Below are 16407 nucleotides of genomic sequence, written 5' to 3'. Positions count from 1 at the left end.
TCGTCCGGCCGGAGCGAAGCGGAGTGCGGATGACCGAGTTCTTCGATCTCCTGCATGCCGATGAGCAGGCCGCGCTGGAGGCCGCCGGCCACCGCCGGCAGTGGAAGCGCGGCGCGGTCATCTACCGCGAGGGCAGCCGGTCCGAGTCGGTGATCGTGCTGCGGTCCGGCCGGGCCAAGGTCTCCTCCGACACCGCCTCCGGCACCGAGGTCCTGCTCGCCGTGCGCGGCCCAGGTGCCCTGCTCGGGGAGCTGTCGGCGATCGACGGCGGTCCCCGCTCGGCGACCGTGACCGCGCTCGAACCCGTCACCGCGCTGTCGGTGCCGTCGCCGGACTTCGAGCGGTACCTCCTGGGCCACGCCCGCGTGTCGTTCCTGCTCATGAAGGAGCTGACCCGGCGGCTGCGGGACGCCGACCGCAAGCGCATCGAGTTCGGCGCGTTCGACACCACGGGCCGGGTGGCGGCCCGGCTGGTCGAGCTGGCCGAGCGGTTCGGCGAGCAGACCCCGGAGGGCCTGCGGATCAGCCTGCCGCTGTCGCAGGACGAGCTGGCCGGCTGGACCGGGTCGTCGCGCGAGGCGGTGACCAAGGCCCTGCGCACGCTGCGCGAGGAGGGCTGGATCCAGACCGGACGCCTGCACGTCATCGTCCACGATCTCTCCGCCTTGAGAGACCGCGCTCAATAGCTAGGGTCACCCTTGCTTTGACCCTGCAACCCCGTTGTGGATCTTTACCAGAAACACAGAGCCCATAGTCTCTCGCGACAGGTGCATCGAGGCATCGACAGCTGCCTCGGTGCTTACATGCCCCACCAGGGAGGTACCTGTGCGTAAGTTGACCGTGGGACTGCTGAGTCTCACGCTTGCGTCGGGGATGGGGGTGTTCGCCGCCGGAGGCGCAGCAGTCGCGGTTCCGGCCAAACAGACACCATCCGTCGATGCCGCGACACCTTCCGACGAGCTGCCCAACCCGTTGGAGGAGCAGCGGCGCGAGACTCGTGAGGTCGCCCTCTCCAAGGTCCTGTCGGGCCAGGCCACGGCGGAGAAGCGCGGAGCGAGCACGGTCGTCAACGTCGGCAAGAAGGGCAAGGGCCACGTCGACAAGTACGTGGAGCTGAGCCGGGAGAAGACCGACAAGATCTTCGTGGTCCTCGCCGAGTTCGGCAACACCCGGCACCCGAGCTACCCGGACCAGGACACGAACCCGGCCATCGAGGGCCCGGCCCGGTTCGACGGGCCGCTGCACAACGAGATCCCGCAGCCCAACCGGGCGGTCGACAACTCGACCATCTGGACGCAGGACTTCAGCAAGCAGTACTTCGAGAACATGTACTTCGCGACCGGCAGCGGCACGGAGTCGCTCAAGACGTACTACGAGAAGCAGTCCTCGGGCCGGTACAGCGTCGAGGGTCTGGTCACGGACTGGGTGAAGGTCCCGTACAACGAGGCGCGGTACGGCCGCAGCAACGGCTACCCGTGCGGCAGCAACGTCTGCAGCAACACCTGGTACCTGATCCAGGACGCGATCAACGCGTGGGTCGACGGGCAGCACGCTCAGGGCAAGACCGACGCGCAGATCAAGGCGACGCTCGCGTCCTACGACCAGTGGGACCGGTTCGACTACGACGGCGACGGCGACTTCAACGAGCCCGACGGCTACATCGACCACTTCCAGATCGTCCACTCCGGCGGCGACCAGGCCGATGGCGACCCGTACCAGGGCGAGGACGCGATCTGGAGCCACCGCTGGGCGGCGTTCCAGAACTTCACGAGCGGCCCGGACTTCAACAAGCTCGGCGGTACCCAGATCGGGACCACCGGCCTGTGGGTGCGTGACTACACGATCCAGCCGGAGAACGGCGGCCTGAGCGTGTTCGCGCACGAGTACGGCCACGACCTCGGCCTGCCGGACCACTACGACACCTCGGGCGCCGGCGGCAACGCCGAGAACCCGGTGAACTGGTGGACCATCATGGCGCAGAGCCGGGTCAGCCTGCCCAGCGACAACGGCATCGCGGCCCGCGCCGCCGACCTCGGCGCGTGGGACAAGCTGCAGCTCGGCTGGCTGAACTACACGACGGTGCAGGCCGGCAAGACCAAGCTCGTCGACCTCGGCCCGCACGAGTACAACAGCAAGAAGCCGCAGGCTGTCGTGGTCGTCCTGCCGAAGAAGCAGGTCGTCACCCAGCTGCCCGTCCCGCCCCAGGGCACCAAGTCGTGGTGGAGCGGCTCCGGCGACAACCTGAACAACTCGCTGACCCGGTCCGTGTCGATCCCCGCCGGTACGACCACGCTGAGCTTCCAGGCGGCCTGGGACATCGAGGACTGCGGCCCGGACGCGTGTGACTACGCCTACGTCGAGGTGGACGACGGCTCCGGGTTCAAGGCGATCCCGGGCTCGATCACCAATGCGGCCGAGGGCAACGGCATCGACGGCACGAGCAACGGCTTCGTCCCGGCGACGTTCGACCTGTCCGCGTTCGCGAACAAGACGGTCGGCCTCCGGTTCCACTACTTCACCGACGGTGCCGCCGGCGGCCAGGGCTTCTTCGCCGACGACATCAAGGTGACCAACGGCTCGACCACCGTCTTCTCCGACGGCGCCGAGGCGGGGGCGAACGGCTGGACCGCGGCGGGCTTCACCGCCCAGGGCAGCACGATCACCACCGAGTACGACAACTACTACATCGCCTCGCACCGCACGTACGAGTCGTTCGACAAGTACATGAAGACCGGTCCGTACAACTTCGGCTTCGCCGACAAGCCGGACTGGGTCGAGCACTTCCCGTACCAGACCGGCCTGCTGGTCACGTACTGGGACACCTCGCAGTCGGACAACAACACCAGCCAGCACCACGGCCAGGGCCTGATCCTGCCGATCGACGCGCACCCCGACCTGGTCCTGAAGGGTGACGGCACGCCGTGGCGGCCGCGCATCCAGGGCTTCGACGCGCCGTTCTCGATGCAGCGGACGGACTCGTTCACCCTGCACTACGGGCCGAACAACGCGTCGAGCAAGCTCGGTGGCCAGTGGGGCAACCCGCTGTTCGACGACAGCAAGAGCTACTACCGTGAGCACCCCGCGACCAACACGTACTACGGCGTGAAGGTCCCGAACAACGGCGTGAAGATGTTCGCGCTGTTCGAGAACGGCACGTCGATGACCGTGCTGATCACCGGCTGATCCACCGGAACCGATGACGGCGGGAGGGGGTCCAAGTGGGTATGCGACACCTGGGCCTCCTCCTCGCCGTCTCCGTCCTGACCGCGTGCGCGGCGCAGCCGGCCGATGATGCGGCGGCGCCGTCGTCGGCCGCGGCCTCTTCTCCGGCGGCTTCGCCGCGTTCGGTTGCTCCAGAGCCCACGATCAGCCTTCCGTCGGGTGTACCGAAGACGAAGCGGCCCGATCATCCGACCGACGACTTCCCGCAGGTCACGGTCGAGGGACGGATCGCCGTCGATGGACAGTGCGTCAACCTGGTCACCGACTCGGTAACCTGGACGCTGATGCTCGCGCCCGACGCGGCCAGGCCGCGCGACGGCCAGAAGATGAAGGTCGTCGGCGTGCCCAACCCGAACGCATTCACCGCCTGCACCGGCAGCCCGCTCACCGTCCAGACAGCGACGCCGGCGTAAGGGCACCCGATCCGGGTGACCCGATCGTCGCACGCCCGGCGAACCGTTGAATCATGAGCGGTCCTCTTCCCCAGCCCGGCCAGCACGCACCCGACTTCGAGCTGCCCGCCGGCCCGGACGCCCAGACGGTCGGGACCACGCAGTTCCGCGGCAGGCCCACGGTCCTCGCCTTCTACCCCGCCGACTGGAGCCCGGTCTGCAGCGACCAGATGTCGCTGTACCAGGCCGTCCTCCCCGAGTTCGAGCGGTACAACGCCGGCCTCATGGGCATCTCGGTCGACAGCGTCTGGTGCCACCAGGCGTTCGCCGGCGACCGGGGGATCCGCTTCCCGCTGCTCGCCGACTTCGAGCCGAAGGGGGCGGTGGCCCGCTCCTACGGCGTCTACGACGAGTCGACCGGCATGTGCGAACGCGCCCTGTTCGTGCTCGACGCCGACGGCGTGGTGGCGTGGAACCACGTCGCACCACCCGGCGTGAACCCCGGCGCGGACGGCATCCTCAATGCCCTCGAAGGGCTCGGCAACGAACGGCGGCCCGTGCTATGAGCACGACACCCTTCCAGGTCACGGTCGCTCGCCTGGTCGTCCCGGTCGGGCCGGACGACCACACCACCGGCCCGGACAGCGCCCCCGTCTCGCTCGTCGAGTACGGCGACTACCAGTGCCCGTACTGCGGGATGGCCCACGCGATCCTCAACGACCTGCTGCGGCTGCGGCGCGAGACGATCCGGTTCACGTTCCGGCACTTCCCGCTGACGAACGTGCATCCGTACGCCGACCTTGCCGCCGAGGTCGCGGAGGCGGCCGGCGCGCGGGACCGCTTCTTCGAGATGCACGACTGGCTGTACGACCACCAGCGCAGCATCAACCCGCGGCAGCTCATGGTCGGCGTCGACCAGCTCGGCCTGCCGTCCGAGGAGATCGCCGACGAGGTGGGCGCCCACGTGTACCTCGACCGGGTCCGCCGGGACTTCGTCGGCGGCGTGCGCAGCGGGGTCAACGGCACCCCGACCTTCTACATCAACGGCGTACGCCATGACGGCGGCTACGGGCTCGACGAACTGCTGGAGGCGATCGACCGGGCGACCGAGACCGCGAGGTAACCCTCCGCGCACGATTCGTTCACCGTGAAAGTCCCGACCGGCCGCTCGGTATTACTGCCCGTCATCGCCGCGGACCTGCCACCTGGCTGTCCGTCCGCATTCCCACAGGTGGCCGAAAAGCGATCCGCGGAACCGTCTTTTTCAATTCCGCGACATCGTCACAGCCAGCGAAATTCCGTCCGTCACGCTCGGTAGCCCGGCTTTTCGGCGGTGCCCGTCAATGTTACTTTCCGTCCGAGTAGTTAACAGAACTCGGCATTTCCGCCGGTTGCGCGGACGCTTACACCCGGTGCATGCTTTCGCGTTGGGTCCCGAGGGTCATTCGGAACCGAAAACTTGATGCGTTCAAGCGACCCGGGCGGGGGCAAGATCCGGGCCGGCCCACCGGGCCGGATCGACGAGACGGAAGAAAGTGCGGTGACGGTGCGCGCCTGGCTGGACTCTGCGGCGCGGCATGCCGTGACCATCTTCCGGTACGGCGCGGGAGTGCGGTCGAATGCTGCTTGCCGATGACTTCTTCCTGATCGCCCACGACGACCGGGACGGCAAGTCCCGGCTGTCGCAGCGTGCGGTCGAGCTCGGCCTGGCGGGTGCGCTGCTCGGCGAGCTGGTGCTGGAGCAGCGCATCCTCTGCGAGGGTGCCCGCCTGCGGGTCATCAACCGCGAGCCGCCGTCGGACCCGCTGGCCCACACCAACCTGGCGACCATGGTCGCCGAGACGCAGCACCGCGAGATCCGCACGTGGCTGCTCTTCCTCGGGCAGACCGCCGTCGATGCGGTCGGCCAGCGGATGGCCCGCCACGGGCTGGTCGAGCAGACCACGGTGCGGCGGCTGCTGCGCAGCTCGACGCGGTGGGTCGCGACCGACATCAACCTCCCCACGGGCCGGGTGGTGCGCCTGCGCCGCCTGCTGACCGGATCGGAGCCGATGCGGGTCGCCGACGCCACCCTCGCCGGTCTGATCGAGGCGACCGGGCTCACCGGTCACGTCCTGTGGGACACCGACCAGTCCAGCTACCGGCGACTCCAACAGGCGATCACCACCCTGCCGCCACCGCTGCGCGACCTGATCCTGCAGGTCGAGTCGGCGGTCGGCGAGGCGGTCCTCTCACAGCGCGGGTGACGACTTCCCTCTTCCCCCCTTCCCCCCTCAAAACCCCCTGGAGGACCGATGTCCGCTACGGCGCCCCCGCGACCTAGCGTGGTATCACAGGCATTAGCCCGCGACCGGCTGGGCGTGCCGTCCGTCATCATGTTCGCCCTCACCGCGGCCGCCCCACTCATGGTGGTCGGCGCCCTGGTCTCCAGCGCGTGGGCCTGGGTCGGCACGACCGGCTTCCCCCTCGCGTTCGTGATCATCGCGGCCGTGCTCGCCGTGTTCAGCTTCGGCTACGTCGCCATGTCGCGGCACATCACCAACGCCGGCGCCTTCTACAGCTACATCTCGCAGGGCCTCGGCCGGCCGCTCGGCGTGGCCGGCGCGCTCGTCGCGCTGCTCGCCTACAACCTGCTGCAGATCGGCCTCTACGGCGCCTTCGGCTTCTTCGGGTCGCTGATCCTGGCCGACAAGGCCAAGGTCGATGTCGACTGGTGGATTCTCGCCCTCGCCCTGTGGCTGGTCGTGGCCGTGCTCGGCCTGCTGCGCGTCGACGTCAACAGCAAGGTCCTCATGGTACTGCTGGGCGCCGAGCTCATCGCGGTGACGATCTTCGACGTGATCTTCTTCAGCAACCCCGACGGCGGCTCGGTGAGCCTCCAGCCGTGGAGCTGGAGCGGGCTGCAGGACGCGGCCGGCCCGGCCTTCGCCGTGGCGGTCACCGCCTTCGTCGGCTTCGAGGCCGCACCGGTCTTCGCCGAGGAGGCGCGCAGCAAGAACCGCACCGTCGCCGCGGCCACCTTCCTCGGCCTCGCCGTGATGGTGGTGTCCTACGCGGTCACCAGCTGGGCCGCGGCGGCCAGCATCGGCGTGGACAAGACCGTGGGGCTGGCCCAGGAGATGGCCGAAGGCGGCGGTCCGTTCTTCCCGACCCTGGCCGAGAAGGGCGGCACGTGGGCCGCCGACGTGGGCCTGATCCTGCTGACCACGAGCGTCGCGGCCGCGGCCCTGAGCTACCACAACACGACCGCGCGCTACGCGTTCGCGCTCGGCCGCGAGCGGGTGCTCCCGTCGTTCTTCGGCCGCACCCGGGCCCGCTCCGGCGCCCCGGCCTCCGGCTCGCTGTTCCAGACGGTCATCGCCCTGGTCGTGCTCGTGGTCTTCGCGGTGCAGGGCTGGGACCCGATGCTCAACCTGTTCTTCTGGCTGGGCACCTCGGGCGGCGTCGGCGTGCTCTTCCTCGTCTTCGCCACGTCCCTGTCGGTGATCTTCTACTTCGCCAAGGACAACCGCGGCGAGGGCGCCTGGTCGCGGCTCATCGCGCCGATCCTGGCGACGATCGCCCTGGGGTACATCATCTGGCTCGTCGTCGACAACTTCGGCGGCCTGCTCGGCTTCGCCCCCGGCACCGAGAACGCCGCCGTCTGGGCCTTCCCGGCAGCCTACGGCGCGGTCGCGGTCATCGGCCTGATCTGGGCGTTCGCTCTCCGCGCGATCAGCCGGCAGGACTATGACGCGATCGGCCTGGGCGCGCGCGCGAACGCCGCCCGCGTCGACGCCGAGCTGGCGGACGCCCGCTCCTGACACCGCACAAAGAGGGAAGACAGACAGCGAGGGAGGCAGGCGGTGGCCTGCCTCCCTCGACTGTTTCAGGCACGCTTACCCGAGGGTGTTACCCGTAGGTCAGCGCCGGCGTGGGCTCGACTCGGTCGGCGGCCCGACGCAGCGTGCGAGCGGCGAGGCCGCGCACCTTCGTCATGGCGACCGACTCGCGCCGGCGGTCGTCGACGACGGGGGCGTTGGGGAGCGCCGAGTGCGCCTCGAGGCGTACGGCTTCCAGGGACATGATCAGTGCGACGGGGGTCATGACTGCTCCTTGGTCGAGTTGGGCCCGGTGGTCGCCCTGACCACCAGGGAGACGGGCAGCGTCAGGCGCCGGCCCGCCGGGTCTTCGGGCGGGTCGAGCAGCAGCTCGCCCGCGAGCCGCCCGCGCTCGACGCTGGGCTGGCGGATGGTGGTGAGGCCGTGCACCTCGGCGTCCGGGATGTCGTCGAACCCGGTCACCGAGACGTCCCGCCCCGGGGTCAGCCCCCGGACGCGCAGCGCGTCGAGCACGCCGAGCGCGAGGACGTCGGAGGTGCAGAGGATCGCGGTCGCCCGGTCGTGCCGGTCGAGCGCGTGGGCCGCGCCGGCGGCGCCCTCCTCGCGGTGGTTGGCCGCCGCGTTGATGAGCCGCACCCGGTCCCACGGCAGGCCGGCGCCGGTGAAGGCGTCGCGGAAGCCGCGGACGCGCTCGCCGGTGACGTAGTAGCGCAGGGCGTCGGGGTCGGCGCTGACCTCGCCGGTCACGCCGCCGTCGACGATCCAGTGCGCCACGATCGCGATGTCGCGGTGCCCGAGGTTGACGATGTGCTCGCCCAGCCGCCGGGCCGCCGCGCGCTCGTCGATGCCGACGTAGCTCGCGTCGGGCCCGAAGGCGTTCGGGTCCTCGCCGATCACGATCGGCACGCCTCGCTGGCGGACGAGCTCCAGCGCGCCGTGCCAGTCGGGCACGCAGTACAGGCAGAACGCGTCGACCGCGGCGTTGCTCACCACGCGCCGGCCGGCCGCTTCGTCGGTCGGCAGGTTGATGAGCAGCAGCGACGTCTCGCGGGCCGACGCCGCCTCGGCCAGGCCGCGCAGATACGCGACCGCATAGGGATCGGTGAACGCCATCGACAGGTTGTCGGTCAGCAGGACGCCGATCGCGTTGACCTTGCCGCGGCGCAGCGAGCGGGCCGTCGGGTTGGGCCCCGAGTAGCCCAGGCGCTCCGCCGTGGCGAGGATCCGGGCCCGCAGGTCGGGCGAGAGCTGGTCCGGCCGGCTGTACGCGTTGGAGACGGTGCTCCGCGACACGCCGAGCTCGTCGGCGATCGTCTGCAGCGTTGCCGCCATGACTGCCCCTCCCTTCTGCATCGATCCAGAGAACCTCTTGACCGATACAGTACGTCGGGCGCGGTACGCCTGCCAGGGTTTTGTCGCTTCTCGTCATGTGTGCCGAGACACGTGCCCTGACCTGCTCTTTTAACGGTTACGCAATAGCGCGCCACCAGTGTTCAACTGCCGGCAACGCGTCGATGTCGACCCGGTCACCCGGCCTCGGCACCACGAGCGTGATGTCCCGCGCCCGCGCCTCGTCGAGCAGCCGCTCGACCGGCTCCGACCACGCGTGCATGGCCAGGCTGAACGTGCACCAGTGCAGCGGGATCAGCACGCGGGCCTGGACGTCGAGGTGCGCGGAGGCGCCGTCCTCGGGCTTCATGTGGATGTCCGGCCAGGCCTCGTTGTAGGCGCCGACCTGGATGAGCGAGAGGTCGAACGGGCCGTGCTGCTCGCCGATCTCCTTGTAGCCCGCGAAGTACCCCGAGTCGCCGGTGTAGAAGACGCTGCGCCGCGCGCCCTTGACCACCCACGACGCCCAGAGCGTGCCGTCGCGCGTGAACTTGCGGCCGGAGAAGTGCCGGGCCGCGGTCGCGGTGAGCCGCACGCCCTTGATCGTCACGTCCTCGTCCCAGTCGAGCTCGACGAGCCGCTCGGCCGGCACGCCCCAGCGCTCGAGGTGGGCGCCGACGCCGAGCGGCACCAGGAACGGGGCCTGCTGGCTGCGGAGGAGCGCGCGGATGCTGGCCAGGTCGAGGTGGTCGTAGTGGTCGTGCGAGATGACGATCGCGTCGATGCGGGGCAGCTCGTCGATCTTCAGCGGCACCGGGTGCATGCGCTTCGGGCCGAAGAACGACGTCGGCGAGCAGCGGTCGCTCCACACCGGGTCGAACAGCACCCGCACGCCCTCGATCTCGACGAGCGCCGTCGAGTGGCCGAGCCAGGTCACGTGGAGGCCGTCGTCCGGGAGCCGGCCGCCGAGCTCGGGCCGCACCACCGGGATCGTGCCCGCGGGCCGCCGGGGCTGGTTGCCAGTCAGCAGCTCGACGAACGCCTTGCGCATCGCGTTGGACGGCACGACGTCGGCGGGGACGCTGTTGCGGAACTTGCCCTCGCCGTACTGCGGCGAGCGCCGCATCCGCTCGGCCCGCGCCCCGGACGGCGCGGCCCCCAGCTGCGCCGGCAGGTCACGCAGCGCCCACGCGACACCACCCGCCGCGGCTGCCACAGCCGCCAGCGCCAGCACTCGGGTCGTCTTCCCCATCGCTTCAGTCGCCTCCAGTCCTCGTGAGCTTCAGCACCAAGCGTTCCATCGGCATTTCGCCACTTCTCCGGTACCGCATGTGTCGTGGCCCCCAGCAGGGAAAACGTGTCCCAGCGCGGTTCATCTAATGAGAACCGGCAGGTGAACGTCGTCTCTGCGGCTCTGTTGCTCGGCAACCTTGTATGGAAGGCTGCCCGCGAACTCCCTCTTCACGCGTCGGTCACGTTCCCCCGGAGGCCCGTCGTGGTCTGGTTCACCAACCAGTCACTCTTGCTCATCGCGCTGGCGTTCCTGCTCGGCTTGCTGGTCGGATACCTGTGGTGGGGCCTGCGGCTCCGCCGGGTCCGCTCCGCCGAATCCTCTCTCGACGCCGCTCCCCTCGCGGCCACCGCTCCCGCTGCCACCGCTCCCGCTGCCGAGGAGCCCCCTGCCACGACGTCGGCGTCCACCGCGTCCGACCCTACGCCGACCGACACCGGGTCGACCCCCGAGCCGGCTACTGAGCCGGTTCCCGCGGCGTTTGCCGCCGAGCCGGCCGCCGCTGAGGCGCCGGCCGCCGCTGCGGCTGAGCCGGTTGTTGCTGAAGAGCCGCCTTCGGACTCGCCGGCTGCGGCCGAGCCCGTCACGGGCGAGCCCGTCACCGCCGAGCCCGTCGCGGCCGAGGCGGTGGTCGTTCCGGAGGCCGAGCCGATCTCCGCCGCTTCCGCCGAGTCGATCGACGCTGCCGAACCGGTGGCAGCCGGCACCGTTGTGGACGAAGCGCTGGTGGCCGAGGTCGAGTCGGCGTTCGCTACCGAGGCCCCCGCGCCCCAGGACGACCTGGAGCGCATCGAAGGCATCGGTCCGAAGATCGCGGCGGCGCTGCGGGCGGCGGGCATCACCACGTACGCGGCCCTGGCCGACGCCGAGCGCTCCACTGTGGAGGACGCGCTGGCCGACGCCAACCTCCGGTTCGCGCCGAGCCTGGGGACCTGGGCCCGCCAGGCCCGCCTCCTGGCGGACGGTGACGAGGCCGGCTTCAAGGAGCTGACCGACCGCCTGATCGCCGGGCGCGAGGTGACCGAGAAGCCGTCCGCGGACGGCGCCGCCCCTGAGGACGCTCCCGAGGCCGAGGCCCCGGCCGATCTCGAACCAGAGTCGATCGACGATGCCTCGACAGAGCCGCCGGTCGATGACGAGGCGACGAATGCGGCCGATGCCCCCGTCGAGACCTCGGCCGAGGTCTCGGTAGATGCCTCGGTCGAGGCCCCGGTCGAGGCCCCGGCAGAGACCGCCGTCAACGAGCCGGCGGAGAGCACCGTCGACGAGCCGGCGGAGGCGCCGGTCGATGACGAGGCACCCACCGCGGAGAATGTCTCGGGCGGTGCTCCCGCCGCCGTGATCGTCCCTGCGCAGCCGGTCGGCGGGGAGGAGCTTCCCGTCGACGATCTCAAGCGGATCGAAGGGATCGGGCCGAAGATGTCCGCGGCGCTCGTCGCGGCCGGCATTCGGACGTTCTCGCAGCTGGCGGCCTCCGATGTGGACACGCTCCGGGCCGCCATCGAGGCCGCCGGGCTGCGGTTCGCGCCCTCCATCGTCACCTGGGCGCGGCAGGCGCAGCTGCTCGCCGACGGGGACGAGGAAGGGTTCGCCGACCTCACTCGGCGGCTGGTCGCCGGGCGTGACACCGGGCGGAGCTGATGGCTACCACTACCAAGGCCGTGCGGTGGGAGGTCCGGCGGCGGCACCCGCTCATCCCGATCGGGGCGGCGGTCCTCGGGCTGGCCGCGCTGGTGTACGCGTTCGAGGTGCCGCACCGGCACCGCATCGAGGACAACCTGACCGACCGGACCAAGGTCGCGCTGGCCGAGGCCGGGATCGACGCCGACGTGAAGTTCGTCGGGCGCGACGGGTCGGTGACGGTCGAGTCGCAGGACCAGGTTGACCAGGCGCGGTCGATCGCGCTCGGGCTCGACGGGGTCCGGGTCGTGCGGATCGACGCGCCGCCCAAGGTCGAGGTGCCGCCGCAGCCGGTGTCGGTCAAGCTGCTGGTCGACGCGGGCAAGGTCGTGCTCACCGGGGCCGTGCCGGACGAGGCCGCCCACGCGGCGCTGCTCGACGCGGCCAAGGGTGCGTTCGGGGCGGAGAACGTCCAGGACGAGGTGACCGTCGACGCGAAGCGCACCGCGGGCTCGGCCAACCTGGCCGCGCTCGGTGGCATCGTCGCGGCGCTCGGCAAGGACACCAAGGCCGGCGTGGTCGACCTGACGGACGGGGCGATCACGCTCACCGGCACCGTCACGTCGCAGGAGATCAAGGACAAGGCCGAGACCGCCGCGAAGGCGGTGGCGTCGACGGTGCGCAACCAGCTGCTCGTCGGGGCGGCCGTCGCGCCCGAGCAGGTGCAGACCCAGCTCGGGGCGCTGCCGACGGTCGAGTTCGAGAACAACAGCGCGACGCTCACGGCGCAGGGCCAGGCCGTGGTCGCGAACGTGGCCTCGATCCTGAAGACCAACCCGGCGGTGCGGGTGAGCATCGAGGGGCACACGGACAGCCGGGGTACCCCGGAGCGCAACCAGGTCCTCAGCGAGGCCCGCGCGAAGACGGTGCTCGACACGCTGATCGCACTGGGGATCGCGCCCGAGCGGCTGACGTCGAGGGGCTTCGGCGAGAGCCAGCCCAAGGTCCCCGGCACGGACGACGCCTCGAACGCGATCAACCGCCGCGTGGAGTTCATCGTCCAGAAGTAGCGGAACCCGCGAGTTGACCTTGGTGGGAAACCGTCGCCCAGGCGACCGAGAACCACCACGGTCAACTCGCCAGGCCACACGACCACGGAAAAGGGCGCCCCGGAGGGGCGCCCTTTTTCTTGTGCGGTGGGTCAGTGGTGGACGGGGTACAGCGGCTCGCGGAGCGGGCTGCTGTCCGTGCTGAAGGCCTTGGCCTGCGCCGATGCCGCGGTCGGGTCCGGCTGCGGCAGGGCGTCGCACGTCTTGTCGGCGCGGTCGCCGCGCTTACGGTCGGGGAGTTTGCCCGTGGCGAGGTACTCGGCGATGGTGTCGTCGATGCACGCGTTGCCGTTGAGGGAGTTGGCGTGGGTCGTCTGGCCCACCTCGGCCAGGAGGGCACCGTGCGGGAAGCGGCGGCGGGCCTCCAGGCTGCCCTCGAACGGCGTCGCCGCGTCGAGGGTCGTGCCGACGAAGAGGACGCTCTTGACCTTCGAGCCGTCGACCTTGACCGGCTTCGACGCCTTGGCCGGCCAGAAGAGGCACGGCGCGTTGTACCAGGCGTTGTCCCAGGTCATGTACGGGGCCTTCAGGAAGGTGCGCCAGTTGTCGCGCTCCCACTGGTTCCAGCTCTGCGGCCACTGGACGTCGGTGCACTGGACCGCGTTGTAGACCGCGAAGCCGTTGTCGTCGCCCGGGCCGATGTAGCCCTCGTACGCGGCGACGATGATGTCCGTGTCGCGGTTGTTGGCCCAGCCGGCGAAGGCATCCGCCAGCTCGAGCCAGGTCGACTGGTAGTAGCCCGAGTAGAGGAAGATGTCCGTCCACTCGTCCGGGCCGACCACGCCGCCCGCCGGGTTGGCGCGCAGCTTCTCCTTCTCGGCGTACCAGCGGGCCGAGACCTGCTGGGCCGTCTTGCCGAGGTGGTAAACGCTGTCGTACTTGGCCAGCCAGCCGAACCAGATGTTGATGTTGCGCTCGAAGTTCACGTCCTGGTCGAGGTTCGCCTGGTACCACACCTTGCGCACGTCGACGTTGCCGTCGAGCACCATGCGGCGGACCTTGTCCGGGTGCAGGGTGCCGTACACCTGGCCGAGGTAGGTGCCGTAGGAGAAGCCGTAGAAGTTGATCTGCTTGGCGCCGAGCGCCTTGCGGATCGACTCCATATCGTTGACCGAGTCGACCGTGGTCATGTGCTTGAGCAGCTCACCGCCGGCCCGGCCGCAGTCCTTGGCGTAGCCCTTCGAGAGGCCGAGCCACGTGCTCTCGATGTTCTGGTTCCACGGGATGTACTCGGGGCGCGGCCCGTTGAAGTAGTCCGGGTCGCAGGACAGCGCCGGCACGCTGGAGCCGACGCCACGGGGGTCGAAGCCGATCCAGTCGTAGGCCAGGCCCGCGTCGTTCGGGACGTACTCGCCGAGCACCGACAGGGTCAGGCCGGAGCCGCCGGGGCCGCCCGGGTTGACCAGCATGATGCCCTGGTAGTCCTTGGCAACGACCTTCGCCTTGATCCGCGAGACCGCGATCTGGATCTTCTTGCCGTTGGGCTTGCTGTAGTCCAGTGGGACGCTCAGCAGGCCGCACTCGGCGCCGCGCCGCTGCAGGCCCGGGCTCTCGCACTGGCCCCACGGGATGCCGGCGGCGCCCGCTTCGGCCGGCGCGGCGAGCGCGCTCGACGCCGGCGCCACGGCCAGCGCCACCGCCGTGGCGGTGAAGAGGACGAGCCCCTTCACGGTTGGTCTGTTCACACAACCCTCCATATTTGCCGAGGGGTTACATTGTCATGCCGATCGTTTCGGCCGCTCGTGACGCGCGGAAGCCGCAACACCCTTTCCCTCACCCGAGAAAAACCCGTGTCGGCAAAGGATTTGTGTCCGGTACAACGTGAGGATGCTGCGCAAGTACCCCCGGACGCCCCACCTGCAGGGTTCGCGGCTGCAGCCGGGCGACCACGATCTGGCGCAGGTGCCGTTCGCCGAGCTCGCCGGGCTTCCGCTGGTCGTGGAGGAGAAGCTCGACGGTGCCAACGCGGCGATCAGCTTCTCCCCGGACGGGTCGTTGCTGCTGCAGTCGCGGGGGCATTACCTGACCGGCGGGCCGCGGGAGAAGCAGTTCGCGCTGTTCAAGGCCTGGGCCGCGGGGATTCGCTACGAGCTGTTCCCGGTGCTGCGGGATCGGTTCATCGTGTACGGCGAGTGGCTGTACGCGAAGCACACGTGCTTCTACGACGCGTTGCCGCAGTACTTCTGCGAGTTCGACGTATTTGACCGAGCCGCTGAGAGCTTTTTGTCCACTTCGCGGCGGCGCTCGCTGCTCGATGGACTGCCCATCGCTTCCGTGCCCGTGCTGCATGAAGGGACGGTGGCCGATCTCGCGGCGCTGAAGAAGTTCGTTGGCCCCTCGCTGTGCCGGACGCCTTCGTGGCGGGAGGCATTGACGGATGCCGCTGGATCGTCCGTTGCTGACGTGCTGCGCGAGACGGACATGTCGGACGAGATGGAGGGGCTGTACATCAAGGTCGAATCCCCCGATGCCGTGCTCGGGCGCTACAAGTGGGTCCGCCCGAGCTTCCACACCGCGATCCTCGACTCCGGCAGCCACTGGCAGGACCGGCCGATCATCCCCAACCGGGTGCGTCCGTGAACCCCGTGTCCACCGCGTTGACGCTGCTCGACGACCCCAGCCCGCGCCGCACGATGTGGGAGCGCGGCGTGCCGGTCGCCGAGCGCGAGCACGTCGCCGCGCTGCTGCACCACCGCTGGCTGCCGGGCGAGGCGTTCACGGTCCGCGACCTCGACCGGCTCGTGTTCCGCGTCAGCCTGGTCGCCCGCAACGACGATCTCGCGCGGCTGGCCAGCGCGACCGGCACCGATGCGACACTGTTCGCGGAGTACGCGGCCGAGCTGGGCTGCCTCGACCGCCCGCGGGAGTTCCCGTCGGACCATGCGCGCTTCATGTACTTCAGGACGCCCGGCCGCGACCCGTCGTACGCCGCCTACGACGACACGCGGTTCACGGTGACCGTCATGTCCGGGCTGCCGGGCGCCGGCAAGGACCACTGGATCGCCGCGCATCGCCCGGACGTGCCGGTCGTCAGCCTCGACGCGCTTCGCGAGGAGCTCGGCGTCGCCCCGACCGGCGACCAGGGACCGGTGGTCGCCGCTGCCAACGCGCGGGCCAAGGAGCTGCTGCGGGCCGGCACGCCGTTCGTCTGGAACGCGACGAACGTGTCGCGGCAGATCCGGTCCCGCTGCTTGGGGATGATCGGCGACTACGGCGCGCGGGTGGAGATCGTCGCCATGGAGGCGCCGCCGGAGCTGCTCCGGCGGCGCAACCGGGCCCGGCCGTCACCGGTGCCCGACGGGGTGATCACCCGGCTGGCCGGGCGGTGGGAGCCGCCCGACCTGACCGAGGCTCACTCCGTGTCGTTCGTGGTCAACTCCTGATCCGGCGCCTCGGCGGGCCGCACCTTCTGCCAGAGCAGGAAGAGCAGGCCGAGGACCAGCATGCCGATGCCGATCCAGAGGTTGATGCGGACGCCGGCGGCCTTGTCGATCTCCGCCTGCGAGTCGAAGATGCCGACGATGGTGACGATCACGCCGTACACCGTGAAGAGGCCGCCGATGACTCTTCTGACGTCGAAGAGCCTTGCCGCGTGGGTCGTATCGATTTTTTCCGACATATCG

The 16407-nt window shown here is 70.0% G+C and carries 16 protein-coding genes; 11 read left to right on the top strand and 5 right to left on the bottom strand.

All coding sequences use genetic code 11. The features are described 5' to 3' along the window. The first annotated feature begins 29 nt into the window (after positions 1–29). From IEZ31_RS05355 to IEZ31_RS05325, 7 genes are all read left to right on the top strand, one after another. Positions 30–686 (top strand): Crp/Fnr family transcriptional regulator, encoded by a 657-nt coding sequence (locus tag IEZ31_RS05355; protein WP_190248584.1) that lies wholly within the window; start codon positions 30–32, stop codon positions 684–686. A gap of 139 nt (positions 687–825) precedes the next feature. Beyond that, the gene (locus IEZ31_RS05350; protein WP_190248583.1) at positions 826–3183 is read left to right on the top strand and encodes an immune inhibitor A domain-containing protein; all 2358 of its coding nucleotides are present in this window, start codon (positions 826–828) and stop codon (positions 3181–3183) included. Positions 3184–3218: 35 nt separating this feature from the next. Further along, positions 3219–3635, top strand: coding sequence for a hypothetical protein (locus tag IEZ31_RS05345; protein ID WP_190248582.1), 417 nt, complete (start codon positions 3219–3221; stop codon positions 3633–3635). Between the two features lie 53 nt (positions 3636–3688). Then, entirely contained in the window at positions 3689–4180 is a 492-nt protein-coding gene (locus IEZ31_RS05340) for a redoxin domain-containing protein (RefSeq protein ID WP_190248581.1), read from the top strand. Beyond that, a complete protein-coding gene (locus tag IEZ31_RS05335; RefSeq protein WP_190248580.1) occupies positions 4177–4737 on the top strand; it encodes a DsbA family protein in 561 nt (186 codons plus the stop codon). The genes IEZ31_RS05340 and IEZ31_RS05335 overlap by 4 nt, the downstream gene beginning before the upstream one ends. A 496-nt stretch (positions 4738–5233) precedes the next feature. Further along, positions 5234–5860: a GOLPH3/VPS74 family protein gene (locus IEZ31_RS05330; protein ID WP_190248579.1), complete on the top strand. Its 627-nt coding sequence runs from the start codon at positions 5234–5236 to the stop codon at positions 5858–5860. Positions 5861–5974: 114 nt separating this feature from the next. Then, positions 5975–7417, top strand: a complete 1443-nt coding sequence (locus IEZ31_RS05325) for an APC family permease (protein ID WP_229834240.1) — start codon at positions 5975–5977, stop codon at positions 7415–7417. An 88-nt stretch (positions 7418–7505) separates the two neighbouring features. Here IEZ31_RS05325 and IEZ31_RS05320 read toward each other — a convergent pair whose 3' ends face one another. From IEZ31_RS05320 to IEZ31_RS05310, 3 genes are all read right to left on the bottom strand, one after another. Continuing rightward, positions 7506–7700 (bottom strand): hypothetical protein, encoded by a 195-nt coding sequence (locus IEZ31_RS05320; RefSeq protein WP_190248577.1) that lies wholly within the window; start codon positions 7698–7700, stop codon positions 7506–7508. After that, a complete protein-coding gene (locus tag IEZ31_RS05315; protein WP_190248576.1) occupies positions 7697–8767 on the bottom strand; it encodes a LacI family DNA-binding transcriptional regulator in 1071 nt (356 codons plus the stop codon). The genes IEZ31_RS05320 and IEZ31_RS05315 overlap by 4 nt, the downstream gene beginning before the upstream one ends. A 136-nt stretch (positions 8768–8903) precedes the next feature. Further along, positions 8904–10016: an MBL fold metallo-hydrolase gene (locus IEZ31_RS05310; protein ID WP_190248575.1), complete on the bottom strand. Its 1113-nt coding sequence runs from the start codon at positions 10014–10016 to the stop codon at positions 8904–8906. A gap of 243 nt (positions 10017–10259) precedes the next feature. Here IEZ31_RS05310 and IEZ31_RS05305 point away from each other — a divergent pair, with 243 nt between their 5' ends. Continuing rightward, on the top strand, positions 10260–11696 hold the full coding sequence (locus tag IEZ31_RS05305) for a helix-hairpin-helix domain-containing protein (RefSeq protein ID WP_190248574.1): 1437 nt from the start codon (positions 10260–10262) through the stop codon (positions 11694–11696). Continuing rightward, positions 11696–12745, top strand: coding sequence for an OmpA family protein (locus IEZ31_RS05300; protein ID WP_190248573.1), 1050 nt, complete (start codon positions 11696–11698; stop codon positions 12743–12745). Before IEZ31_RS05305 ends, IEZ31_RS05300 begins: the two co-directional genes overlap by 1 nt. A 131-nt stretch (positions 12746–12876) precedes the next feature. On the opposite strand, the gene IEZ31_RS05295 is transcribed toward IEZ31_RS05300, so the two are convergent. After that, positions 12877–14469 (bottom strand): alpha/beta hydrolase, encoded by a 1593-nt coding sequence (locus tag IEZ31_RS05295; protein WP_229834239.1) that lies wholly within the window; start codon positions 14467–14469, stop codon positions 12877–12879. A gap of 142 nt (positions 14470–14611) precedes the next feature. On the opposite strand from IEZ31_RS05295, the gene IEZ31_RS05290 reads away from it, so the two are divergent. Next, positions 14612–15364 (top strand): RNA ligase family protein, encoded by a 753-nt coding sequence (locus tag IEZ31_RS05290; protein WP_190248571.1) that lies wholly within the window; start codon positions 14612–14614, stop codon positions 15362–15364. Further along, positions 15361–16167 carry an ATP-binding protein gene (locus IEZ31_RS05285; protein WP_229834238.1) on the top strand — a complete coding sequence of 269 codons (807 nt, stop codon included), beginning with the start codon at positions 15361–15363 and terminating at the stop codon, positions 16165–16167. The genes IEZ31_RS05290 and IEZ31_RS05285 overlap by 4 nt, the downstream gene beginning before the upstream one ends. On the opposite strand, the gene IEZ31_RS05280 is transcribed toward IEZ31_RS05285, so the two are convergent. After that, positions 16137–16403, bottom strand: coding sequence for a hypothetical protein (locus tag IEZ31_RS05280; RefSeq protein WP_190248570.1), 267 nt, complete (start codon positions 16401–16403; stop codon positions 16137–16139). The genes IEZ31_RS05285 and IEZ31_RS05280 overlap by 31 nt on opposite strands. Positions 16404–16407: the final 4 nt, after the last annotated feature.

This window comes from Dactylosporangium sucinum (genome assembly GCF_014647515.1).
Classification (GTDB): Bacteria; Actinomycetota; Actinomycetes; order Mycobacteriales; family Micromonosporaceae; genus Dactylosporangium; species Dactylosporangium sucinum.
Note: the sequence above shows the minus strand (reverse complement) of the source record. Positions and strands in the feature narration are given on the sequence as shown.